19 protein-coding genes are annotated in these 23,631 nt (G+C 51.5%); 1 reads left to right on the top strand and 18 read right to left on the bottom strand.

Annotation, left to right across the window (positions count from 1 at the left end; translation table 11 throughout):
* Nucleotides 1–86: 86 nt before the first annotated feature.
* On the bottom strand, nt 87–2,678 hold the full coding sequence (locus tag KJS69_RS09815) for a winged helix-turn-helix domain-containing protein (protein ID WP_213583535.1): 2,592 nt from the start codon (nt 2,676–2,678) through the stop codon (nt 87–89).
* A gap of 259 nt (nt 2,679–2,937) precedes the next feature.
* On the opposite strand from KJS69_RS09815, the gene KJS69_RS09810 reads away from it, so the two are divergent.
* Complete coding sequence (locus KJS69_RS09810; protein ID WP_213583534.1) at nt 2,938–3,114, top strand: hypothetical protein; 177 nt, start codon at nt 2,938–2,940, stop codon at nt 3,112–3,114.
* A gap of 33 nt (nt 3,115–3,147) precedes the next feature.
* Here KJS69_RS09810 and KJS69_RS09805 read toward each other — a convergent pair whose 3' ends face one another.
* The 17 genes from KJS69_RS09805 to KJS69_RS09730 form a co-directional block, all read right to left on the bottom strand.
* Nucleotides 3,148–4,866: an ABC transporter ATP-binding protein gene (locus KJS69_RS09805; protein ID WP_213583645.1), complete on the bottom strand. Its 1,719-nt coding sequence runs from the start codon at nt 4,864–4,866 to the stop codon at nt 3,148–3,150.
* A 14-nt stretch (nt 4,867–4,880) separates the two neighbouring features.
* Entirely contained in the window at nt 4,881–5,234 is a 354-nt protein-coding gene (locus KJS69_RS09800; RefSeq protein ID WP_213583533.1) for a hypothetical protein, read from the bottom strand.
* Between the two features lie 263 nt (nt 5,235–5,497).
* Nucleotides 5,498–6,061 carry a serine hydrolase domain-containing protein gene (locus tag KJS69_RS09795; protein ID WP_249730448.1) on the bottom strand — a complete coding sequence of 188 codons (564 nt, stop codon included), beginning with the start codon at nt 6,059–6,061 and terminating at the stop codon, nt 5,498–5,500.
* 231 nt (nt 6,062–6,292) lie between these two features.
* A complete protein-coding gene (locus tag KJS69_RS09790; RefSeq protein WP_213583531.1) occupies nt 6,293–6,745 on the bottom strand; it encodes a hypothetical protein in 453 nt (150 codons plus the stop codon).
* An 8-nt stretch (nt 6,746–6,753) separates the two neighbouring features.
* Nucleotides 6,754–7,389: a hypothetical protein gene (locus KJS69_RS09785; protein WP_213583530.1), complete on the bottom strand. Its 636-nt coding sequence runs from the start codon at nt 7,387–7,389 to the stop codon at nt 6,754–6,756.
* 74 nt (nt 7,390–7,463) lie between these two features.
* The gene (locus KJS69_RS09780; protein ID WP_213583529.1) at nt 7,464–7,766 is read right to left on the bottom strand and encodes a hypothetical protein; all 303 of its coding nucleotides are present in this window, start codon (nt 7,764–7,766) and stop codon (nt 7,464–7,466) included.
* 75 nt (nt 7,767–7,841) lie between these two features.
* Entirely contained in the window at nt 7,842–8,240 is a 399-nt protein-coding gene (locus tag KJS69_RS30225; RefSeq protein ID WP_374706620.1) for a VOC family protein, read from the bottom strand.
* A gap of 263 nt (nt 8,241–8,503) precedes the next feature.
* Nucleotides 8,504–9,187, bottom strand: a complete 684-nt coding sequence (locus KJS69_RS09775; RefSeq protein ID WP_213583528.1) for a metal-dependent hydrolase — start codon at nt 9,185–9,187, stop codon at nt 8,504–8,506.
* A gap of 35 nt (nt 9,188–9,222) precedes the next feature.
* Nucleotides 9,223–10,431 (bottom strand): acyltransferase, encoded by a 1,209-nt coding sequence (locus KJS69_RS09770; protein ID WP_213583527.1) that lies wholly within the window; start codon nt 10,429–10,431, stop codon nt 9,223–9,225.
* 415 nt (nt 10,432–10,846) lie between these two features.
* Nucleotides 10,847–11,578: a phosphonate ABC transporter ATP-binding protein gene (locus KJS69_RS09765; RefSeq protein WP_213583526.1), complete on the bottom strand. Its 732-nt coding sequence runs from the start codon at nt 11,576–11,578 to the stop codon at nt 10,847–10,849.
* A 1,195-nt stretch (nt 11,579–12,773) separates the two neighbouring features.
* Complete coding sequence (locus KJS69_RS09760) at nt 12,774–14,915, bottom strand: (Fe-S)-binding protein (protein WP_213583644.1); 2,142 nt, start codon at nt 14,913–14,915, stop codon at nt 12,774–12,776.
* Nucleotides 14,916–14,934: 19 nt separating this feature from the next.
* Nucleotides 14,935–15,348, bottom strand: a complete 414-nt coding sequence (locus KJS69_RS09755) for a PaaI family thioesterase (protein WP_213583525.1) — start codon at nt 15,346–15,348, stop codon at nt 14,935–14,937.
* A complete protein-coding gene (locus tag KJS69_RS09750; RefSeq protein ID WP_213583524.1) occupies nt 15,345–15,962 on the bottom strand; it encodes a TetR/AcrR family transcriptional regulator in 618 nt (205 codons plus the stop codon). The genes KJS69_RS09755 and KJS69_RS09750 overlap by 4 nt, the downstream gene beginning before the upstream one ends.
* A 32-nt stretch (nt 15,963–15,994) precedes the next feature.
* On the bottom strand, nt 15,995–17,779 hold the full coding sequence (locus tag KJS69_RS09745) for an acyl-CoA dehydrogenase family protein (RefSeq protein ID WP_249730447.1): 1,785 nt from the start codon (nt 17,777–17,779) through the stop codon (nt 15,995–15,997).
* 509 nt (nt 17,780–18,288) lie between these two features.
* Nucleotides 18,289–19,470: an acetyl-CoA C-acyltransferase gene (locus KJS69_RS09740; RefSeq protein WP_213583523.1), complete on the bottom strand. Its 1,182-nt coding sequence runs from the start codon at nt 19,468–19,470 to the stop codon at nt 18,289–18,291.
* Nucleotides 19,471–19,512: 42 nt separating this feature from the next.
* Nucleotides 19,513–21,861, bottom strand: coding sequence for a 3-hydroxyacyl-CoA dehydrogenase/enoyl-CoA hydratase family protein (locus tag KJS69_RS09735; RefSeq protein ID WP_213583522.1), 2,349 nt, complete (start codon nt 21,859–21,861; stop codon nt 19,513–19,515).
* 69 nt (nt 21,862–21,930) lie between these two features.
* Nucleotides 21,931–23,610 (bottom strand): long-chain-fatty-acid--CoA ligase, encoded by a 1,680-nt coding sequence (locus tag KJS69_RS09730; protein WP_213583521.1) that lies wholly within the window; start codon nt 23,608–23,610, stop codon nt 21,931–21,933.
* Nucleotides 23,611–23,631 lie beyond the last annotated feature (21 nt).

The following is a 23,631-nucleotide window of genomic DNA, read 5'->3' as shown; positions in this document are numbered from 1 at the left end:
CGCCCTCCCGCGCCATTAGTTACTCCTGGACTGGAATAGTCTTTGCTTTATTGTTGTACGGCTCATAATTAAGGCTTTTTTTCCCGTTATTCAATTATTAGCCACCCTAGCCGGCATGCTTTCAATACCGCTTCCTTGCGCTTGTTTACCTGCAGCTTGGCGAATATTCTCCGAATGTAAGTGTGCACAGTTCCGACGCTGACTCCCATATTCGCCGCAATCTCTTTGCTGGTGCAGCTTTTGGACAAGCCCAGCAGAACCTGCTTCTCCATCGCGCTGAGCGGATTATTCCCTTGGACCGAAACGGCGGTCCCTGCCGATGCTTGCGCTTCGAAAGCGAATAAAATCTGGTTGACATAGCGGATGGAAACCTGTCTTTCCTTCACCCTATAGGCTTGTCTAAGCTCGCGGTAATGGTTCACAATCTTGCGTAACGGCTCTCCTTCCTCTAAATACACCCCGATATGGCCGTCCGCCGAGGACAGATGAGCGGCTTTCCCGAATGCTCTGGCCGCGCGACTCCACTTGTCCTGCTTCTCATACATGACCGCCTGCAGAATATAAGCTTCGAGCTGTTCCGATAGCAGGCCGCGCTCCGCGGCAATCTTCTGTATTCTTGTCAGCCGGGAACTCGCTTCCGTATAGCTGCCGATGGCTATAAGCGCTCTGGCATACACAAGCGCACACACCAGCTCGTTGCAGCCACTGTCTTCTGCAACAATGCCGGAATAAGCATCCAGATAGCGTAATGCCGCTTCAGGATCGCCTTCAGGCGATAGCAAGTGGAGCTTCGTTTCGCAAGCATCCAAAATAGGTGTCCAGTATCGGATTTCTTCGTCGCTTAGCCGGGAACGCACTTCACACAAACATTGAAAGGCTTGCTGAAACTCGTTTCTGCCGAAGGCAAGACGTGCCTGAATAATCGCCGCCGGTACGATCAACGCGGCTTTGTTCAGCTCGTCTCCGATGGAGCGGGCAAGCTCTGCGTATGTCTCCGCTTCGCGAAGCCGGTTCCATTCATACAGCAGCTCAGCGTAGCCAATCGCATAATAAGCGGTGTTATAGGAACGGAGGGAGCGCCACCTGTCAACGATCGGCTCGAAGCAAATTTGCGCTTGGCGCAAATGCCCGGTGACTCCCGGGAAGCTCCTCAAGCGCGAGCAATGGTGCACCTCATAGTCGATATACGCAAAAATCTCGTCATTCGGCGGATACCCCCGGTCCAAGTAATCACACAAATAGCGAGCGAGTCCCTTCAAGTCCCGCTTAAAGATGCATACATACGCCCGCATGACCACGATAACGCGCATGCAATATTCGCGCATTTCAGCCGCAAGTTCCACATTGTCGGATGCCACCCTACGCTCTATGGCATTCAGCTGCTCCATCGTAAGGTCCGGGTCCTGCCGCCCCGCGGCAAAAAACAAACAAGACAAATACAGCTTCGGCCTGGCCTGGATCATTTCCTCCGGAATCATGGCGAAGAAGCGCCGCAGCGTCCAGGCTTCCTTCAAAATAAACTGATTAAACAACCGTTCGAGCAGCCGGCAGGCTTCTTCGTAATGAGAGCCTCTCACATAGTGCTCCATCGCTTCCATAGGATAACCGCTGCTCTCCAGCCAGCGGCCCGTTTTCCACTGGAGGGATTGCCACAGCGCCTGATCCTTCCGCCGCAGCCTATCCCGCAGCATTTGGGCGATGAGCGGGTGATACCGGTACCAAATCCCGGTGCCGTCGCGCAGACGCTGAATAAAAAGATTCTCTTTCTCCAAAGAGACCAGCACGCTTTGCGCCTCTGCATTTCCCGCCAGTTCGATGCATAATGCCTCATTGAAGCGCTCAGGAATGGACATGTGAAGCAGGAAGCGGATCGTTTCCGGAGACTGCTTGGACAATAAATCCCCCATCAGCCGTTCGCGGACAGCTCCTTGTCCCGCTGCATCGTTATTCGTCGCTCTGGGTTCCCGCCCCTTCCCTATGTCCCCTTGCCATTCATGAAGTTTGGTTGCCCCGAGCATTCTCATGCCAAGTACCCAGCCCTCCGTCTGTTCCTGCCATTCCCGCAACTGACGGTCGGAGACCTGAAGATTCAGCGCATTGCGGTAAAATCGCTTCGCTTCGCCGTCAGTGAAGGCCAGGTCACGCCAGCCGATCCGGTACGACTTGCTCTTGGGCAGCTTCAACGGAGCTTCGGTACGACTAATCACGACCATATGAATATTGGCAGGCATGTTCTTGATCCAATCGGACAGCATGCCATGAATTTCCGGAATTTCAATAGCATGGTAGTCGTCCAGTACCAGCGCAACCGGCGAAGGCAGCAGCGAGCATGAGCGGTTCAAATCGGCCAAGGCTCTTCCCGGCTGCTGCATGAATTGCTCGATGAAACGGTTGGTCAGCCCGTCGTCAAAGCCGGGCGAGACATGCTCGATCGCTGCGATGACATGGAGCCAGAACCGCAGCAGATGGTTGTCCGCTTCTTCGAGGGCGATGCACGCAACCGGGACGGAGATTTGCTCCTTCCAGCCGCTGACCAGCGTCGTCTTGCCCGCGCCGGGAGGAGCAACGATCCATGTCAGGGGGCGTTTGAACACTCCCTGAAGCTTCGTATCGAGGCGCGGACGCTTCACGTACCCTTCGGGAACGGGGGAAAGCTGGAACTTCGAAGGAACGATCATGAAGTCCAGCCAGTGTTGCCGTACAGAATTTTTTTCAGAGGAAGAATGTCGGTCAGAAATAAAGATCGCCTACCCTTCGATCGTCTTGTCTCTTTCAAGTCTAAACCATTCTTCTATTTCCGTAAATAAACAGGAAGCTCAACTGTAGAGCTTCTCGTCTGTTTCCATTAGCCGATATTACTTTGTGAGGAGATCAGGTCAAATTCACCCCAGGATTTTATAGGAGCTGATCGTTCTGTTGCAGAAGGAAGGGCAGAGAATGGGAGAAATAATTCAGGGGGATACGGAGGAACTGCTCGAAGTCTATCTATCCGTCATATCCGGTTTAATGACAGAAAATGTCCAGTGGGGAAGTCAAGATTTGGATTCAAAAGTAAATATTCTACTGCGCATGATCACCGCTGATTATAGAAATATTCTCCAAACGTTTTCGTAAACAAGTGTAAGCCCCCGAATCGGGGGCTTACGTTCACGCGTGCAGATATTGCGCCTGATGCAGCCTGCTGTAGATGCCGCCGGAAGCGACAAGCTCGGAATGCCGACCCTGTTCTGCGATGCCGCTTTCGTCGACGACGATGATCCGGTCTGCGTTCTTGATGGTCGCCAGCCGGTGCGCAATGACCAGTGTCGTCCGGCCAACAGACAGCTCGGACAGCGATTGTTGAATCGCCGCTTCGGTCTCGGTGTCCAGAGCCGACGTCGCCTCGTCCAGAATCAGGATCGGAGGATTTTTCAGGAACATCCTGGCAATCGCCATTCGTTGCTTCTGCCCTCCAGACAGCTTCACGCCTCGTTCCCCGATGATCGTTTCCATCCCTTCCGGCAATTGGCGTATCATTTCTTCCAGAGATGCCCGCCTCACCGCCTCCCAGATTTGCTCCTCCGTAGCCTTCAGATCTCCGTACGCGATGTTTTCCCGGATCGTTCCCGAGAAGAGGAATACGTCTTGTTGAACGATGCCGATATTTTTGCGCAGAGATTGCAGCGTCATGTTTCGGATATCCATGCCATCCACTGTGATCCGGCCTCCATTAACATCGTAGAACCTTGGTAGCAAGCTGCATATTGTTGTTTTTCCGGCGCCGGAAGGACCTACGAACGCAACGGTTTCTCCTGCTCGAATCGACAGATCGATTCCGTCAAGAATATTCCGGCCAGGCTCATAGCCGAACGTGACGTTCTCGAAGCGAATATCGCCCCGCAACGAGTCAACGGCAACGGCGTCCTTCGCATCGGCAATATCCGGTTCGGTGTCGATGATCTCCACATACCTCTTGAACCCCGCGATTCCTTTCGGATAGCTCTCGATCACCGCGTTGATTTTCTCAATCGGACGGAAAAATATATTCGACAGCAGCAGGAAAGCCATGAATTCTCCCAGTTCGATCTTGCCTTTGATAAAAAACCAGGCTCCGCACACCATCACGAATATGGTGATCAATCGCATCAACATGTAGCTGACCGAAATACTTTTGGCCATTGTCTTATAAGCCATCAGCTTCGTCTCCCGAAAGTTTTGGTTATCGACCGCGAATAACTCCTTCTCATGCTTTTCGTTAGCGAACGATTGCACGACGCGGATCCCGCCGACATTTTCCTCGATCCGAGCGTTAAAGTTGCCGACGTTGGCGAACAACCGGCGGTAAGTGCTGGTCATTCTTCCCCCGAACAAGATAATTAACCAAGCCATGATTGGGATGATGATGAAGGTCAACAAGGCCAGCTCCAGATTAATGTAAGCCATCAGCGTAAACGAGCCCGCGAGCGTCATAACGGCGATAAACACGTCTTCGGGTCCGTGGTGGGCGAGCTCTCCGATTTCGTTCAGATCGTTGGTTACCCTGCCGACCAGATGGCCCGTCTTGTGATTATCGAAAAACCGGAACGACAGCTTCTGAATGTGCTCGAACATTTTCCGCCGCATATCCGTCTCGATATTAATGCCTAGCATATGCCCCCAATAGGTAACGATATAGTTCAAAACGGTATTAAGCGCATAGACGCATAACAATCCTACAGAAGCCATCACGATCATCCCCCAGTTCCCTTCCGGCAGCAGATTATCGATAAATTTGCTAACCGCAAGCGGGAACGCAAGCTCCAGGAGACCCGCAATGACCGCGCAGCCAAAATCCAGCATAAACAAGCCTTTATAAGGCCGGTAATATGAGAAAAACCTTCGCATCAATTGCCACATTGCTGTTATTTCCCCTCTCTGACATCTGAGGTATCGCCATTTTCCGGTTGGGTATCCACTTCCTGAAGATCGAATAAGCGGATATAGTCTTCTATGACATGATCGAGCGCCTTGAGCTCTCCGGTCAAGACCGGTTTGATCGCTTCGTATTCAGACTCGCCAAGCTGTCTGGCTAAAATGGTTCGCCGTGCCTGCAAATGCTCAAGAAAAGCCAGAATTCGCCCTCTTCTGAAGGTCTGGGCGCCATGCATTCCATGGCGGGAACCATGTCGTCCATGACGGTCCGCACGATACTCCTGCCCCTCTCTACTTTCGGTACGCTGCCTGCCTTCGCCGCGTTCGCGATATCCACCTCTCATCTCGCAACTCCTTTCGTATACAAATGCATACATTAGTTTTGTATACAAATGTATACGAAACCCACTGTCATGTCAATAGCCGTCAGGAAAATTTTGTGCTTATCTTCCACCTATCCACTTGTCGGTGGAGTAGCCATTTCATCCCATCCTCGCTGTTAAACCGGGCGATTCAAACAAAAAAGCCGTCTCCGGCACAACATAACCATCATATTTTTCGATGAATGCTTTACAGGTCGTACTCTTTCCTACCGCGCTTGCTCCTTCTAAACACAGTATCGGCATCCTAACAGCTCCGGGTATTGCCAGATTTCCGACCGAAAGCCTGGAGTTCCACCGCCAATCAAACGATAATGATGACCTAGAAACCATCCATAACCATATTTAAGCGATGGATCAAAGCTTACGCTAAGATAGGGCTTGAACATCTTTTGCATCGATTCTTGAGATAAGATATTACCGTTTAATAATGCTTCACACCATTTATTCAAATCCCAAACGGTAGAAAAGAGTTCACGAGGGGCCTCTACCTCGCTTAGCTTATCGTTGTCTGCATTAATATATTTCCCACTCTCCTTTGAATGACCGTACGCCCGTCCATAATTGATTGTGCGAGGGTTGTCAGGCCCGGTATTTTGCATGTTCAGAGGTGTGAAAAAAAGCTGATTTAATAAGCTGTCCAATGTTATTCCCGAGACTTGCTCGAGAATGTAACCGCAAATTAAAAATCCGGTACTGCTGTAGCTCCATTGTTCTCCCGGTGTAAACAATTGATCCTGCTCAGCCAAATAAGTAAGAAAACTGCGCTGTTCCACATTTAACTTGCTCATTTCAATAATGATCCTGATCATACTGATCCACTACTACCTCTAATTCACACATTAGCTTCACCTCAAATGGTTTCTTGCTATGTCGTTAAGTGCCTACTTTGTTACTTGCTTATTTGATTTCTAGCTTTCATTCTCGAACTTAATCCATCTACCAGAAATAGGATGAAGCTAAAGATAAACCCTCCGATAAAACTACCCAAATGACCAAAAAGCGACCGATTGATGCCCAAATTATAAGTTTTTTCTTTTTTTCCGCTTTTTGTAACTCGTCAATATGAGTGCTATAAGTACCGTTGCAGATAATAGGACCCATGGCGATGCTTTATTATTAGAAAACACTGAAGCAAGCACATCTTTGCCCGCATATTCACCTTCATAATAAGCTTTTATGTAGACAGCCTTCTCCGTCTTTACTGCAATGGCTTCCGAAACATCTACACCATTTATTTCGTAATATTGTGTTCCTTTAGGAAAGGTATTAGAAAAGTTCCCTCTATATGTCCCCTCTCTATCTGTGTAAGAAGTGACTTGACCAATTTTTCTTTTTAGCTGGTCCTCTTCAACTTCCTCTTGAGTAATAACATATATGTTTCCATTGTAAACCACGAAGCTATAAGCCCAGGATGCATCCAACGTTGACACTACAGAGAAATAAATTATTACCATAGATAGCAATAATCTCATATGGGCACTCATGGATGATCTTTTTCCACTTTGATTTTAAGTAGCAGTACGGTCATATCCTCTTTAATCATTTGATGGATAGCCTCCTCATCTTGATAATCATACGTTCTCATGGAATCCTTCGCCTCCCGGTAAACCCCCAGCACCTTGGTTTCCCCTGATTCTAAACTCACTTTTTCCTTGCCAATTGCATAGTCCCAACCGCTTATCCCTACCCCTTCGCGCTTTAAAATAATATCTATCGCTTTAGATGTCGTAGAGACTCCGTGTGAATACAAGAAGAAAGAAACGTCTTTAAAGCGATCAATTATACCAAACCCCATCGACCCCTCTACTAATTCATCATTTGGGTTTAACCCATACAAAAGCTCTGTCAGACGGAAGGGTTCCGCTTTCTCACCATCGATATAACCCTCTACCCAGATGGTAACCCAGCTTTGATCAGCTTTAGTCAGCTTTAAATGGTAATCAAGTATATTTCCGAGGTGCAGATCGCTAAAGGTGGTGGCATAAGATGAATTATCATTGGCGGATAGATAGGCTATCTTCTCCGCTCCCTGCGGTTCATTACTGCAACCGAACATAATAAGCGGCATGAGCAAGAACATGACCATAGATGAAGTAGTTCGGCGATAGCTTGTCAATCTTCATCCCCCTCTCCGTACAAAACTTATCCAAGCATTTAGCTAAAAATAACTCCGCAGTTCATGATTCTACTCTAATTTTTTTCTTTCTTTTCCTGACTGATGCATCCAAAAGATATGGTGGATGGCAATTTTTTGTTCTTTACTTCTTCATAGGCTAATTGAATATCTGGTATATACTTTTGCGTGAGTATTAATCCATTTACTACCGATTGAATTATTTGAAATTCTTCTCTGTCCATCCTGGATAAATTTCGAAATGAAAGCTCTAATTGTTTACCAAAATAATTTTCAAGTGCCTCGAGAATGGATTCCTTATCTTCCATAGACAACAGTTTAAGAGAATTCCATAATTCTAGAGCTTCATCGCTCCTCATAATCGTCACCCCCCGACCATCTTTTCTGTGAACAACCGGCATAAGTGCAGGTCTCTAATAAAATTTTAGTTAGAATCAACAAATGACATGCAAATATGCAGGTGTGATTAAGTTATTTGCCGCTTTTCCCCTTTTATCAGGGATAGACATGCACTTTTGCACGTCATTTTTATATATTATGGATTTTCGCAAATTGACGTGTACTTCTGCATGTCTTTTCAGCTTAACGATGATTTTCTTGGCCATGATCACAATTATACAGGGTTCACCGTTCCCAATATCCAACGCTGCATACTCTCGCATAATCCAGCGCAACTTCAACCCAAGTTTAGTAGTATACCACTCTAACGAGCTTTCTAAATCCTTTACGCAGACCGTATCAATGCGTTGTAAAATAAGGCTCCATCTAATTCCTCCTGTTTTTACAATTTTACATTTCCTTCCGCTTTGAACTAATTTAAAATATTGTACCATTTTAACTAATTTTAGGTAATGATAATGAGATAAAAAAGAGGCAACAAAGTGATAAGACCTCGTTACCTCTTCATGCTATCGGTGCACGGCTTGGCATGCGGCTGAGCCATTAATTTTTTGCGTTGCCATACATAAGCAAAAGGATGCCTCTGTCTATTGTGAGCAGTGCCAAGGTTCACCAGAGCCATCCGAAGTCTTGAAACAAAAAAAAGCCTCCATATCCATCGTCTGGACAGGAGGAAGGATCTAATAGCTATCCGATCCTATAGTTCGATACTCTCTCCGGCAGCAAGGGCCGTTCCCTCGATGCCCGCCTCTTTCAAGCTGGCGACAAATCGTTCGGGGTCTTGCTCAATAACCGGAAACGTGTTGTAGTGTAGGGGAATGACCCGCTTAGCACGCACCCACTGTGCGGCAATGACGGCATCCTCCGGACCCATCGTAAAGTTATCTCCGATCGGCAGAGCGGCCACATCAATCGTGTTCAGCTCTCCAATGATCTTCATATCTCCGAATAAAGCGGTATCCCCGGCATGATACAGTGTCTTGCCCCCCATGGTCAGCAAGATCCCCGCCGGCTGTCCGGCATAGAGGAACTGATCCCCTTTGCGAATGGAGGAACCGTGAAAAGCGAGCGTAAACTTCACCTTGAAGCCATCGAATGAATAGGCACCCCCGGTATTCATCGCATGAACGTTGGCCCCTTGCTGCTCACAGTAGCCTGCCAGCTCAAAGTTGGCTACAATCGGACAATCATTGTTCTTGGCAATCTCCACGGAGTCGCCCAAATGATCGTCATGCCCATGAGTAAGCAGCACGGCGTCGACTCGAATATCTGACGGATCAACGCCCGAAGAAGGGTTGCCGGATAAGAAAGGGTCGATAATGACCCGTTTGCCTCCATGCTCAACCAACAGACAAGAATGACCGTAAAATGTAATTTTCATGCTATGATCCTCCTCTTCTATAGTCAATTGCCTAACTAGCCCGCCTCCGTCTTCGATTGCCCCTGGAACGTTACGGCCTTTCCGGGGAGATGTGGTTTGGATTTAGGCATAGATCCGAAAAGCAGCCAGGAATGCTTCATATACCTATGAACCAGAGCAACGATCCCCCATGAGACCGTTAGCGTAACCACAAATCCTCCAGCGATGTAAGCATAGTACAGCTTCGGGTTGAAGCTCGCAGGAATTAATGAATAATAGAACAGAACAGCCGCATGAATAATATAGATTCCGAAGGAAGCCGATCCCAGATGATACAACAGATTTACCCATCTGTAGTTAAGTATCCGGGCCAGCCCATCCGATACCTGAAGCAAAATCAGGGCAGAAGAATAACTATGTAAGAACCATAATGCTTCATAGACAAGGCCATGCGCAAACACATCGTTCGCTCTCGTCTGATACCATAAATAAACATGGCCGAGACTGGCGCCTATCCATATAGCCCACAAGGGAACCCACAGAACCGCCCAGCGGGTCTGCAGCTTGCGCCAGGTCACCCTGATCCAATCCTTGATGGACAGGTAATAGATTCCAAAGAAGGCCCCGAGCAAATAATTGGACAGGTAACTGGTCGCCAGATGCCCCTTATCCGGATAGTGTAAGTAATAAAAATCAAACAATACAAAAGCCCACTGCAGGACCAGCCCTATCCATACCAAATGCTTGGTCACCCGCTTAAAGCGTTGCAGCAGCCATAACAAAACAGGAAACAAAAGGTAAAATTGAATACTGATAAAAACAAAATATAAGTGGTAAAACCCTTTTCCCATCGCGACCGCAGTAAAGAAATCAGAGAAAGCTACGTTCTGAAAGAACTGCTCCCACGACTGATTATACGAATAATACATCTGAATCGCAAAATAATATGTAGTACAAATAAAATAAGGAACCAATATGTATAAAAATCTTCGCTTATAAAAAGTGCCAATCATTTTTTTGTTCATAGGCCGATCATAATAGCTGTAGAACAGAACGAAAGCGCTCAAAAAAATGAAAGTCGGCGTTCCAAAACGGTTAAAAACGTTAACAAAGTTAAAGAGCTGGTACATAGAAGAATGCTTATCAATGACGGCTCCAACAGGAATGGATGAAACATGAACGAGTATGACTCCTAGAATGGCCAACGCTCGAACGATATAAATCGTATGGAGTTGTTCTTTCTCCCTCGTTCTCAGATGACCCAAACCGACCAATCCTCCTCTGCGTTAGTCTTGGCGGATGCAAATCTACAAGGCTCCGATACAAAAAACTTAATATTACAAGTACTCATTATATAGAAATTAGATCGAAAAAACTGTAATCACGGAAAAATTAGGACTTTATGCCTAATTTTAGAACGAACTTCTAACCATTCCCTTTTCTTTCGCGTCTCCCCTACCTCCGCGTCGGCTTATCTCATCTAGCCAAACCGCTCGACCGGGATAGCATTAAGTGCAATAACCCTTTCATCCGCAGAAAGCCCGCAACTCTACAGAATTTCAGGCTTTTGATCCATTAAGCTGCTTAAACTGCTTAATCACCACTGCGAAAAAACGACTTCCATATAATGGAGCATTGAAACCTTTATTCTAACGCCACGCTAACAAGCAGCATTTAAGGTTACTTGAAAATAAGATCTCTTTCCCGCAAAGTCAGCTTTCGCGCCGCGATATCCAGCACGATTCGACCACCCGCCAGCCCCCAGATTCTGCTGGAAAAACGCTCAGCCAGCTCGACATTATTAACCGTACAAATAATCGTCACCTTTTTCTTGCGGCTGATGTTCCTCAAATCCTCCATTACCCGGTTGGCAGATTCGGGGGGCAGACCAATGACCGGCTCGTCCGCAAACAAAATTTCCGTCCCCTGTACGAGAGCTTGAGCAATAGCTACCCGCTGCCTTTCTCCTCCGCTCAATTTAGCCGTCTTTTCCCTCGCCTTGTCCAGCAGCTCGACATGCTCCAGCAAATCCATAGCCTCCAGGTGGTCGTTCTTGGCAGACACTCGGGTGACAAAGCGGAGAAGGGAGGTTTTCTTATAGCGGCCGCTCAATACATTTTGGATAGCTGTCATATTGAGATTCAAATACGGCTGTTCTTCAATCATGGCCCATTTGCGCTTAATTTTCATCTTCTCTATAAAGTTGAATGACGTAATGTCATTCCCTTCATAAATAAACTGTCCTTCGCTCCAGGACTCTTGTAAGGACAAACAGCGAAGCAGGGTCGTTTTACCGCTGCCGCTGCCGCCCAGAATAGCGATAAAATCACCTTTATCGGCTTGAAAGCTAATTTTAGAAAGCACTTCCCGCTCGGAGTCGAACCGTTTGGTAAGATTGCGTACGATAATCATTCGCGAGCTCCTTTTTCTATAGTGATTATAATATAGTGATTTATACAGTTACGAAATACGTCAGGGGCCTCCAATCGCTGTTATCCCCAGATCGTCTAATCTAAATTAACCCCTTACAAAAATTGACCCGCTAACAAACCAGCCAATGCTCACGAAGCTTTCTTACGAAAGGCCTGAGACCGCTGCCCCTTCCCATCCCAATCCGAACCCTCTACTGTATCTCAACGTATCGATTTATTGTGATAAAAATCAGCCTATTTCGACGATTGAGTGCAAAAATGATCATCAGACCGGAATATGACAACGCTTGCCGAATGTTACGGCATTTATAGAAAATGACAATGACTTTTTTCAACAGCCTGAGTCTAACACTATTTCACCACACGTGAGGCTTACTTTATCCATCGATTCTTTCACTTTATAGCAACGAACTATACCTGTAACATCTTGTTCAGGCATTTATAAAGATTTTACCATTATCCCATCCATAATCCTAGAGCTTCCACGATATTGACCATTCTTCTTCGAATTTCAATTTCTGCCTGATGCGATCACAGCGAAGGGGCGGGCGGGCTATCATCAGCCAGACGTAGTGTGAGCTCAGACGAAACGGTCCACACTCTTCTACACTGCCAATAATCACCTACCCTGCCCCTACATCCTTCCTCGCTTCCTACTGATCTTAGCTTAACGCACCCTTCTCCCGGCACGCACTGCGGGCTGGCATGGGAAGGGTCAGACCCGGAGGTTAACTTACAAGAATTTCCGACTGAAAGCCCACGGTTTTAATCGTGGGATGAAAGACGGCTTTGCCAGAACATCCCTTCATGGGATGGGCAGGGCAAACCTGATTTGGTATAATTAGGGTATGCCCTTTGTGCCGTCAAGCAAAAGACGTTAAAACGATACTCGCTCTTTGAAAACAGCATACATATGAGGTTGCTCAAGCGAATCTTCTTGAGCGTAAAATGTATGAAGTCGTCAAGACGAAGACGCTAAAACATTTTCAGAGCAAACCTGTGGCAGATGGTAACAGTCTGTCAGCCTAAGATGCTAAATGCACTGTCTTAGGATGGGCTGATGAGACAGCCCTGAACTTGGGGGAACTACGGTTAGCAGAAATGCACTGCCGACTACCACCCAAGAATCCCAATGATACCGAAGGTATCAGCTTGCTGCTTTAGCCGTGGGAGTCTCAATTGCCCTCCAGTGACATTTGCAACAATTCGGCCACATCATAGGTGTCGATCTCTTCCTCCTTGCCGAGCGCCTTCGCACCATCACCCAGCATCGTCAAGCAATAAGGGCAGGCGCTGCCGATAATCGACGGACGGACCGCCAGCGCTTGCCTGGTCCTCTCGACATTCACTCTCTCGCCTACCTTCTCCTCCAGCCACATCAAACCGCCACCGGCCCCGCAGCACATACTGTTGCTTCCGCTGCGCTCCATCTCCACCAGTTCTACTCCCGGTATGGCCGATAGAATCAAGCGCGGAGCGTCATAGACTCCGTTATACCTGCCCATATAACAGGAGTCGTGATACGTCACCCTTTCCTTCAACTCCTTGCGAGGGACAATCCGGCCCTCGGCAATCCAGCGCGCAAGCAGCTCGGTATGGTGGTAAACCTCGATCCCGGAAGCCAAGCCCAGATCGGGATATTCGTTCTTGAATGAATGGTAAGCGTGAGGATCGATCGTAATGATTTTAGTCACACCATATTGGTGAAAAAGCTCGATATTGCTGCGTGCCAGCTCCTGGAACAAATATTCGTTACCAAGACGCCTGGCGGTATCTCCGGAATTGCCCTCCTCGTTGCCCAGTACAGCGAAGGAAATTCGGGCCTCATTCATAATCCGGATCATCGCATACGTGATCCGCATGCTCCTTTTATCATACGAACCCATGGAACCGACAAAAAACAAATAATCAAATTCCCCGGCTTCCTCCACTGTCGGAGCTCGGTCTCTTTCCGTCAAGCCGCTCATCCAGCCGTTCCTGTCCCTTCGAGACAGCCCCCACGGATTGCCCTGCCGCTCAATATGGTTCAGCGCTCGGCCCGCCTCCGCCGGAAACTTGCCTTCCGTTAACGCAAGGTAGCGGCGCATATCGACGATCATGCTGACATGCTCATTGGCCACCGGGCATTGATCCTCGCAGTTCCGGCAGGTCGTGCAGGCCCACAGTTCCTCCTCGGTCACAACGTCGCCAATGAGGCGGGCCGCTGCGGCCCCTTGCGTTACGGTCCCCGCACCCGCCCCGGTTCCGGCTCCCGCATCCGCTTCCGCTGCATCCCCGCTTCCGGCTCCGAAAGCACGGGAGGCCAGAGCCGCCCGGTTAGCTTCCGAACCCGCGAACGCGAATGCGGGCATCCAGGGCGTCCGGGAGGTGACTGCCGCCCCCCGGTGCGTCAAATGATCGCGCAATTGGACGATCAAATCCATCGGGGACAGCCGTTTCCCCGTAGCAGACGCCGGGCATACATTCGTGCAGCGGCCGCATTCCACGCAAGAGTATAGATCGAGCAGTTGATTCCGCGTAAATTGCTCGATGCGTCCGACACCGAATTCCTCCGCCGTTTCATCCTCCAGGTCAATCGGCTGAAGCTTGCCGGGCGGTCCCGCCGTTCTCATCCACAGATTGAACGGAGCGAACAGTAGATGAGCATGCTTCGATTGAGGGACATACACAAGAAACGCCAGCAGAATCAACAGATGAAGCCACCAAAACAAATAAAACAACCCTTCCGCGAGTCCCGCTCCGATTCCGCCCGCGCCGCCTGCAATAAGCGAAGAAACAGGAGCATAGGCGGAGAATGACTCTCCCTTCCAAATCGCCCGCATACTTTCCGTCAACAGCAAGGACAGCATTAATCCGGCAATGAAGATCAGCACAACAGCCGGCTTCCAGCCGCGTTTTAACCGTTTCAGCTTCTCAATATATCTGCGGTAGAAGGCATAGCCGACGGCCAGCAGAATCAGAACAATCGTCGTCTCCTGAACCAGGACGAAATAGCGGTACCCGCTGCCCAGCGGCAGATGATGCTCCGGCGCCAGCCCTCGTACGATCAGGTCGACAGCGCCGAATTGGAGCACGATAAACCCGTAGAACATGACCAGATGCATCCATCCGCTCCGCTTATCCTTCATGAGCGTTTGATGGCCCAGCATTTGCACCGTCAAATTCCGAAGCCGTTCCCGGGTTGTCGCCTTAGAATTCTCTGCTCTTCCTAACCGGATATACGAATATCGGCTGTAGACGACATGAGAGAACAAGTAAACGGCATAGCCGACCGCGGCCGCAAACCCGATCCAGTGAAGCCATGCCCATCCGGTCACAAGTTTCACCTGCCTTCCCCTAAATCAACCGGTACGATCCGGTGCCGAACGATCCCACTCCTCCTTCTTCGCTGTACAATCTTCCCTGGGTCGTTACGATTTTGCGGGAGAGGTGCAGAACCTCTCCTACCGCATAATTCGTTCCCTTCTTAAGCGGGGCGACATAATGTACGTTCAGATTAGTCGTGACGATCCTGTCGTTCGGCCTCGCTATCATGGCGGCCAGGCCCATGACATTGTCCAAGAGAGAGGCATGGACCCCGCCGTGCAGAATCCCGATATGGTTCAAATGCCGATCCTCGGCCTCCAGCGAAATCATAACCTTGTCTTCCGAGAGGCTCACCAGCTTCGCCCCCAGCTCCTCCCAGAACGTTCCCCGCACACTTTGCTCCAGCTTTTGGGCGTAGGCTTCCCAATCCAATGGCATGTTCATTTTCGTTCCCCCATCGCTCTTTCGTTGGATCGCGGAACGATACCCTCCGCGCGAAGCGCTCCGCTGCATAAGGCAATCAAGCTTAGCTTCGTTTCCTGCGTGTACACCGCAAGCCCCATCTCCATTCTTCTCAAAGCGGTGAATCCGACCATCCCGAACAAAGCGCTCGTCAAGGTCGGGATGCTGATCGCCGGGTCGATCCAGCCTTCCTTCTGAAGCTGCCCGAAGAATCCTTCCATCGTTGAAAAATAATGACTAATCCGTTCCTGTATCCCGTGATGAAGCGTCTGGGTCCCCCACACTTTGCTCATAAGCAGCTGACAGAGCCTTTTTTCCCGGTCAAAAAATTTCAAATGCACCTTCAACAGCTTAACAAGCATTTCCTCGCGGGAAAGGCCGCTCTCAAGCACCGGCCGGATCTGACCGAGCAGCCGTACTATCCCTTTCTCAATCACATCCAGAAACAAATCCTCTTTCGTCGGAAAATAATAATACAGCGTTCCTTTGGATACGCTCGCCAACTCGGCGATGGAGTCCATCGTTGTTTCGCTGAACTCCTGCCTGGAAAAAGCGGTCAGCGCCCCTTCATAGATTTGTTCCTTCTTAGCAGCCATCCTTCAGCTCTCCCTCTCGACTCGCCGCCCTGTTACGTGACATAACCTCCGGCGTCTATTATGCGGGAAGCGATACGCCGTTTGATCCCGATCACATCAAGCGGATTCCACCGGCTCAGCTTCTTGAGGATGGATAACTGGACTTGCCGGAGGTCCCCGTCCTCCATAGCGAGCACCGCTGTTTTGGCCCGCCTTTCGATGCGTCCGAACGCCTCTTCCACATAAACGGCCGCCATTTCCGCTTGCTGAGCTGCAAGCTGTCCGCCCTTGTACTGCCCCGTTTTTGTCGCACGCAGCACCGCCGATTCCATGGCGTAGATTTCGATGATGACGTCGGCCAGACATTCGACAATTTCCTGCTCCTGCTCCAGCTCGAATCTGTACTTCTCGACGGCGGTGCCGCCGAGCATCAGGAAGATTTTTTTGGCCGCTTCGATCATTGCCGACTCCCGGGCGAGAGGTTCGTTCGCCTCCGTGCCCATCATCGGGGGCAGATAAGAAATCAGCTCCTGCTGAAGCTGCCGGGTCACATCCATCAGAGGCAGCTCGCCTTTCATTGCCTTGCGGAGCAGAGCCGCGGGAATCAACAGCCGATTGATTTCATTCGTCCCTTCAAAAATCCGGTTAATTCGCGAATCGCGATAAAGCTGTTCGATTTTATATTCTTGAATATATCCGTAGCCTCCGTGAATTTGTACTCCTTCGTCGGCGGCGAAATCCAGCGCTTCGGAAGCAAATACTTTATTAATCGAGCATTCGATCGCGTATTCTTCAATCGCTTTGGCCGCCTTGCGGCTATAATCGGGCGACGATTTGTCGAGCCGGCGCATGCTCGCGTCAATCAATCCTCCGGTCCGGTAGACCATACTTTCCATAACATAAGTCCGGATGGCCATATCAGCCAGCTTCTGGCGGATCAGCGGGAACTGCACCAACGCTTTATTGAACTGCTTGCGCTGCTTGCCGTAGTCCACCGACAGCCTGATCGCCCATTTGGCGGAACCCAGGCAACCCGCGGCCAGTTTATATCGTCCAATATTAAGAATATTGAAGGCAATGACATGCCCGCGGCCGATCTCCCCAAGCACATTCTCGGCCGGTACGGGAACATCCTCGAGAATAAGCGGCCGGGTGGATGAGCCCTTGATGCCCATCTTATGCTCCTCCGGACCGGTCGAGACCCCGGGATAATCCCTCTCGACAATGAAGGCCGTGAATTTATCGCCGTCAACCTTCGCGTATACGATGAACACATCGGCGAAGCCCGCGTTCGTAATAAACTGCTTGGAGCCATTCATAATGTAATGCTTGCCGTCTTCGCTCAGCACAGCGGTCGTCTTGGCTCCGAGCGCATCCGATCCCGAGGAAGCCTCCGTCAAGCAATAGGCGGCCAGCTTTTCCCCGCTGGCCAGCGCCGGCAGGTAACGTTGCTTCTGTTCCTCGCTGCCAAACAGGATGATCGGCAGACTGCCGATTCCGACATGCGCTCCGTGAGACAGGGCGAACGATCCTCCCCGGACAAGCTTTTCTGTAATGAGCGTCGAGCTGATTTTATCCAAATCCGTTCCGCCATACTCTTCGGGCACGTCCGCAGCCAGCAACCCCAGCTCCCCGGCCTTCTTGAGCAGCTTGACGGTCAGGCTCAAGTCCTGCCGTTCAATCTGATCTTCATAGGGAACGACCTCTCCCTCAATGAAATCCTCCGCCAAATCGGCGATCATTCTCTGTTCCTCTGTCAAATCCTCCGGCGTAAAAACATCGTTCGCCTCCGGCGGAGCAAGCAAGAAGCCGCCGCCCCGATTCGCCAGCTTATTCAACCGCTTCCTCTCCCTTCTCGATGGGAAACTTATAAACTGCCAATCAATCGTCAACCTTTCCCCGTTGCTAAACAGACACGTTCGCACCGCACTATAGTTTTCGCACTATGGCCTGAGCGCGAAATTCATCCCTATCCATCCCAGCTAAGACAGACAAACCGCTCCATCCGCATCTCTATCGTTCGTATATAAAGGCTGCTCGCTTACACCAACTTGGGCACCCAAGCCGCCAATACAGTTAGAGTAAAGAAGTCCCCCTTAATTTCTGCATTTTCCCATTTTGAGCAAACGAAGTGCAGAAGTGCCTCTTAATTTCTGCTTCTTCCCTTTTCGAGCAAACGAAGTGCAGAAGTGCCTCTTAATCTGACAAAATCGTCGATTTTCGGAAATCTACCGAGAATAAAGTGTATTTCTGCACCTTAATCTCAAATTAAACAAAAACTGTAGAAATAAGGTGCATTTCTGCACCTCGATTTCAAATTGAACCGGAGAGGACTCCGCACTCGCCATCAGTTTACAAATTCAAACACCCCGGCCGCCCCCATGCCACCGCCGACGCACATGCTAACGATTCCGTAACGGCTTTGCCGCCGCCTGCCTTCATGCAGCAGTGTTGTCGTCAGCTTCGTTCCGGTGCAGCCCAGCGGATGTCCCAACGCGATCGCTCCACCGTTGACGTTCACCTTCGCTTCCTCCAGCCCCAGCTCACGAACGACGTAGAGGCACTGCGAGGCGAACGCTTCGTTGATCTCGAACAGATCGATCTGTTCGAGGGTCAGGCCGGCCAGCCGGAGCGCCTCGGGAATCGCCGCGACGGGGCCGATGCCCATCACCTCCGGCGCGACGCCCCTCACCGCGAAGGAGCGGAAGATCGCCAGCGGCCGCAAGCCCAGCCTCGCCGCCCGCTCGCCGGACATGACGACGACAGCCGCCGCCCCGTCGCTCATTTGCGACGCATTGCCGGCCGTCACGGTTCCGCCGAGGCGGAAAGCCGGCTTCAGCTTGGCCAGCGCTTCCGTGGACGTATCCGGCCGCACGCCCTCGTCCTCCGTGAAGACGAAGGTTCGCCGCGCAGGCTCGCCGCTGTCTGTCACGATCGCCTCCTCCACCGTCACCGGAACGATCTCGTCCCGGAACCGGCCCGCGGCCAGCGCTGCGGCGGCTTTACGATGGCTCGACACGGCGAACCGGTCCTGCTCCTCGCGCGAGACGCCGTAGCGGGCAGCGACTTCCTCCGCCGTATGCCCCATCGACATGTACATCTCCGGCCGATGCTCGACCAGATAAGGATTCGGCATCGGCTTGTAGCCGCTCATCGGCACATGGCTCATACTCTCGGCTCCGCCGGCGATAATCACGTCCGCGAAGCCGCACATAATTCTTTCTGCAGCCGTTGCTATCGCCTGCAATCCGGAGGCGCAGAACCGATTGACCGTCTGCCCCGGAACCGCATCGGGCAGACCGGCCCTTACCGCTATCACCCGCCCGAGATTAAGGCCTTGCTCCCCTTCGGGCATAGCGCAGCCGACAATAACATCGTCGATCTCCCCGGCTGTCATGCCTGGCGTTCGCTCCACCGCCTCTTGCACGGCAACCGCGCCCAAATCCTCCGGCCGAAACTGCCGGAGCGATCCTTTATGTGCTTTGCCTACCGCCGTCCGAACGGCGGTAACTATGACTGCCTCCTGCATCGCTTCGCCTCCTGTTCGTTCTGCCTGCCGGCGCAGGCCTTCCTAATTTCGCAGCGGCTTTCCCTTAAGCAGCATGTGCTGCATCCGCGCCTGGCTTTTAGGTTCTCCACACAAGCTGAGGAAGGCCTCCCGCTCCAAATCAAGCAAATACTGCTCCGTCACGACCGTGCCTGCCGGCATCTGCCCGCCTGTTAAGATATGCGCCAGTTTGCGGCCGATCAGCTCGTCATGAGCCGATATGTGCCCGCTGCCCTTCATCTGGTACAGCCCCATGTGCAGGACAGCCCGACCCGGCTCTCCGACGACTCGGCAGCTTTCCCTCTCCGGCGGGGAGTACCCGGCATCCGCAAGTGCCAGGACCATGCGCTTGGCGTCATAGAGCTGGTAATCCCGGTTAACCGAAATCCGGTCAGTCGGACGTAAATACCCCAGCTCCTTCGCCTCCTGGCCGCTGGTGGATACCTTCGCCAAGCCGATCATTTCGAAGGCGCGATTCACGAACGGCTGCAGATCCAGCTTGCCGTCATAATCAACCGCCCGCGTAAACCGCAGCAGCAGCTCCTTCGTTCCGCCCCCCGCGGGAATAAGCCCGACGCCGGTTTCGACCAGCCCCATGTACGTCTCCGCCGAAGCCTGAACGCATGCCGCCGGGATGGCCAGCTCCACTCCGCCTCCCAACGTCATGCCGAACGGCGCCGATACAATCGGCATCTCAAAATACTTGATGGCCATCGAGGCATTCTGGAATTGGCGGATCATCCGCTCGATTTCCATCCAGTTATCGTCCTGAGCCTCCATGAGCAGCAGCATCAAGTTCGCTCCGACGCAAAAATGCCTTCCTTCATTCGCAATGACGAGACCGCGGTAACGGCTGCGAACCTCCTCCAGCGACTGAAACAGCATCTGCAGGATGTCAGGACCGACGGCGTTGTTCGCAGAATGAAACTCCAGGCAGGCTACACCATCCCCCAGGTCGACCAGACTCGCGCCCGAGTTGCTGAGAACCGTGCCCTGCCTTTCCTTCAGCAAACGAAGGGACAGCTTCTCCGGAGGCTCCTGCCATTCCTTCGCCCCGCCTGCGGGCAGGGCAAACAAGATCCGATCCGCTGTGTTCTCGTAGAAGGAGGTTCGGCCGGAGGCCAGCATCTCCTCCACCCAGGCCGGGATGGATTCTCCCTCGGCCTTCATCCGTTCAACGGTCGGTTTCACTCCGAGGCTATCCCAAGTTTCGAAGGGCCCCTGCTCCCAGCTGAAGCCCCACCTCATCGCCTGGTCCACTGCCAGCGGATCATCGGCGATCTCCGGGATTTTGGCGGCTGAATACAGCAGCACCCTCTTCAGCATGGACCAAACAAAATGCCCCGCCGGATCGTCTGCGGCAATCAAGGCACTGATTTTTCCGTTCAGCGATTTCGCATTTCGCGCTGCCTCCAATGAAGGGTAGCGCGGCTTATCTCGGGCCACGTAAGCCTGGGCGGCCATATCCCACTGCTCGATAACCTTCTCCCCATTGTTTTGTCGCACCTGATAAAACCCGCGTCCCGCCTTCTCCCCAACTTGGCCGCTCTCTATCATTGCCTTCAGGAACGGAGGAACCTCAAACATCGCTTTTTCCTCCGAATCGGCCGCTTGCCGATGAACATTGCCGGCCACATGGACGAAGGTGTCGAGCCCGACCATATCCAGCGTGCGGAACGTGGCGCTTTTAGGTCTGCCTAAGAGCGGACCCGTTAACGCGTCCACCGCCGATACCGACAGGCCGTGCTTCGCCATTTCTTGTATCGTGACAAGCAAGCCGTAGGTTCCGATCCGATTAGCGATAAAATTCGGCGTATCTTTGGCGATAACGACACTTTTACCGAGCCGCTTCTCACAGAACTGCTGAATTCGGGCCACAACTTCCGGGTCGGTGTCCTCCGTAGGAATCAATTCAACGAGCTTCATGTAGCGGGGCGGGTTGAAGAAATGAGTGCCGATAAAATGACGCCTGAAGCTGTCGCTCCTATGTTGGGACATAGCGGCAATGGATAGGCCGGACGTATTGCTGCTCACAATCGTTCCCGGCTTCCAATACGGCTCCAATTGCTCCAGCAGCTTGAGCTTTGGCTCCAATTGCTCCACAATCGCCTCAATCACCCAATCGGCCTCGCGGATCACCGCCAGATCCTCCTCAAAGCTGCCCGCCTGAATCCGTTCCCGAACGCGTGGCGAGTACAACGGACTCGGCTTCTGCCGCGGAAGCTGCTCCAAGGCGGCTTGTGCAAGCCTTTGCTCGCCTATTTTACGGTCCAGCAGGACGACAGATAGTCCAGCGTTGGCCAGATGGGCCGCTATTGCCGCACCCATCACCCCTGAACCGAGCACGACCGCTTTTTGTAAAGTCCGCTCCATGGGCAACCTAACCTCCTTTTGCGATAAATAGTTGATTTGACCAGTCAGTTGAATCCGCTCGCACCTGGATCAGGTGCCCTGCTTATTTCTCTCCTCCTCTGCCAAGGCTCGCCGGAGCACCTTGCCGACCATTGTCTTGGGCAGCTCCGAACGATATTCGTAGGCCCGGGGGACTTTATAAGAGGCCAGCCGCTCTCGACAGAACTGGTCCAATTGCTGATCACTCACTTGCTGGTCGCCGCGCAGGACGACGAACGCTTTGACGGTTTCTCCGCGGTATTCGTCAGGAATACCGATGACTGCAGCTTCTTGAACGGCGGGATGCTGATACAGCACCTCCTCCACCTCACGCGGATAGACCTTTAATCCGCTGGCATTGATCATCTCCTTCTTGCGATCCACAATATAGAAATAGCCGTCCGTGTCCATGTAACCCATATCTCCGGTAGCCAGCCAGCCTTCCTTCAGGACGGCTTCCGTTTCCGCCGGCTGATTCCAATACCCTTTCATCACCTGCGGCCCTTTGACCAGAAGCTCTCCGATCTGTCCGGGAGCAGCGGCTTCTCCATTCTCCTGCATGATCAATGCCTCCGTATCCGGCCACGGGATTCCGATGCTTCCCTCCACTCGCCGTCCCCATATCGGGTTGGCGTGAGTGACGGGAGCGGCCTCCGACAGTCCGTATCCTTCGACCAGCTTGCCTCCGGTCAGCTTCTCGAATGTTTGCTGAACCTTTAAAGGCAGCGGAGCCGAGCCGCTAATACAGTAATTAATCGAAGAAAGGTTGTAGCTGTCGAGCCGCGGATGATGAATGATGGCGATGTACATGGTGGGCGCACCGGGAAACAGGGTCGGCTTTTCCCCATGAATCAGCTTGAGCAGCTGATCCGCATCGAATTTCGGAACCAGCAGTATTCTTGCAGCCAAATAAATGCCGAGGTTCATACAAACGGTCATTCCGTATACATGAAAAAGCGGGACCGCCGCAAGCATGGTCTCCTCCCCTTTGCGAACCCGGTGAATCCAGGCCGCACATTGGATGACATTGGCTACCAGATTCGCGTGTGTCAGCATCACTCCCTTGGCCGTTCCCGTCGTTCCGCCGGTGTACTGAAGAACGGCGATATCCTCGGACAAATCGATGTCTGTCCGCACCGGCTCGGGAGAAGAGCGAGCCAACAGCTTCTTAAGAGAGATGAAATAATCAGACGAGGAGTCATCGGTGCGGCTGACCGCGCCTTTCTTTTTCTGGACGAGGGGGTACAGCACATTTTTGGGAAAAGGCAAGTAATCCTGGATCCCGGTTACGATCACATTGTTTAAGGTGACGGTTCGGCAAGCTTTCTTGACTCGGGGATATACGAGATCGAGACAGACGATCGTTTTGGCTCCGGAATCGGTCAGTTGCCTGACCAGCTCTCTTTCCGTGTACAACGGATTGGTCTGGACCACTATCCCTCCCATGAACAATACACCGTAATAACAAATAACATATTGCGGCACATTCGGAAGACTCAGCGCCACGCGATCTCCCCGTCCGACTCCAAGCCGGATCAGGGCATTGGCAAATCGGTAAGCGGCGTCCAGCAGTTTCTGGTAAGACAGTCTTTTTCCCATAAAAAACAAGGCGTCCCGGTCCGGAAATTGCTCGGCCGCCTGTTGTAATAAATCGGTTAAGGCAACGGATGGATAATCAAGCCGCGGCTTGATCTCCGGTTCATAAGAAGAAATCCATGGCGGGATCGTCATGTTTCAACACCTGCCTCCGGT

The organism is Paenibacillus sp. J2TS4 (assembly GCF_018403245.1).
Classification (GTDB): domain Bacteria; phylum Bacillota; class Bacilli; order Paenibacillales; family NBRC-103111; genus Paenibacillus_L.
The sequence above is the reverse complement of the archived record's forward strand: the minus strand, read 5'-3'. Positions and strand labels throughout refer to the sequence as shown.

What these genes read in the sequence shown, in the direction of transcription:
- KJS69_RS09815 (WP_213583535.1), bottom strand. Translation starts at nt 2,678, where the DNA reads ATGATCGTTCCTTCGAAGTTCCAGCTTTCCCCCGTTCCCGAAGGGTAC.
- KJS69_RS09755 (WP_213583525.1), bottom strand. Translation starts at nt 15,348, where the DNA reads ATGAACATGCCATTGGATTGGGAAGCCTACGCCCAAAAGCTGGAGCAA.
- KJS69_RS09740 (WP_213583523.1), bottom strand. Translation starts at nt 19,470, where the DNA reads ATGCAGGAGGCAGTCATAGTTACCGCCGTTCGGACGGCGGTAGGCAAA.
- KJS69_RS09730 (WP_213583521.1), bottom strand. Translation starts at nt 23,610, where the DNA reads ATGACGATCCCGCCATGGATTTCTTCTTATGAACCGGAGATCAAGCCG.
- KJS69_RS09810 (WP_213583534.1), top strand. Translation starts at nt 2,938, where the DNA reads ATGGGAGAAATAATTCAGGGGGATACGGAGGAACTGCTCGAAGTCTAT.
- KJS69_RS09765 (WP_213583526.1), bottom strand. Translation starts at nt 11,578, where the DNA reads ATGATTATCGTACGCAATCTTACCAAACGGTTCGACTCCGAGCGGGAA.
- KJS69_RS09800 (WP_213583533.1), bottom strand. Translation starts at nt 5,234, where the DNA reads ATGAGAGGTGGATATCGCGAACGCGGCGAAGGCAGGCAGCGTACCGAA.
- KJS69_RS09795 (WP_249730448.1), bottom strand. Translation starts at nt 6,061, where the DNA reads ATGAGCAAGTTAAATGTGGAACAGCGCAGTTTTCTTACTTATTTGGCT.
- KJS69_RS30225 (WP_374706620.1), bottom strand. Translation starts at nt 8,240, where the DNA reads ATGGTACAATATTTTAAATTAGTTCAAAGCGGAAGGAAATGTAAAATT.
- KJS69_RS09790 (WP_213583531.1), bottom strand. Translation starts at nt 6,745, where the DNA reads ATGAGATTATTGCTATCTATGGTAATAATTTATTTCTCTGTAGTGTCA.
- KJS69_RS09735 (WP_213583522.1), bottom strand. Translation starts at nt 21,861, where the DNA reads ATGGAGCGGACTTTACAAAAAGCGGTCGTGCTCGGTTCAGGGGTGATG.
- KJS69_RS09775 (WP_213583528.1), bottom strand. Translation starts at nt 9,187, where the DNA reads ATGAAAATTACATTTTACGGTCATTCTTGTCTGTTGGTTGAGCATGGA.
- KJS69_RS09780 (WP_213583529.1), bottom strand. Translation starts at nt 7,766, where the DNA reads ATGAGGAGCGATGAAGCTCTAGAATTATGGAATTCTCTTAAACTGTTG.
- KJS69_RS09750 (WP_213583524.1), bottom strand. Translation starts at nt 15,962, where the DNA reads ATGGCTGCTAAGAAGGAACAAATCTATGAAGGGGCGCTGACCGCTTTT.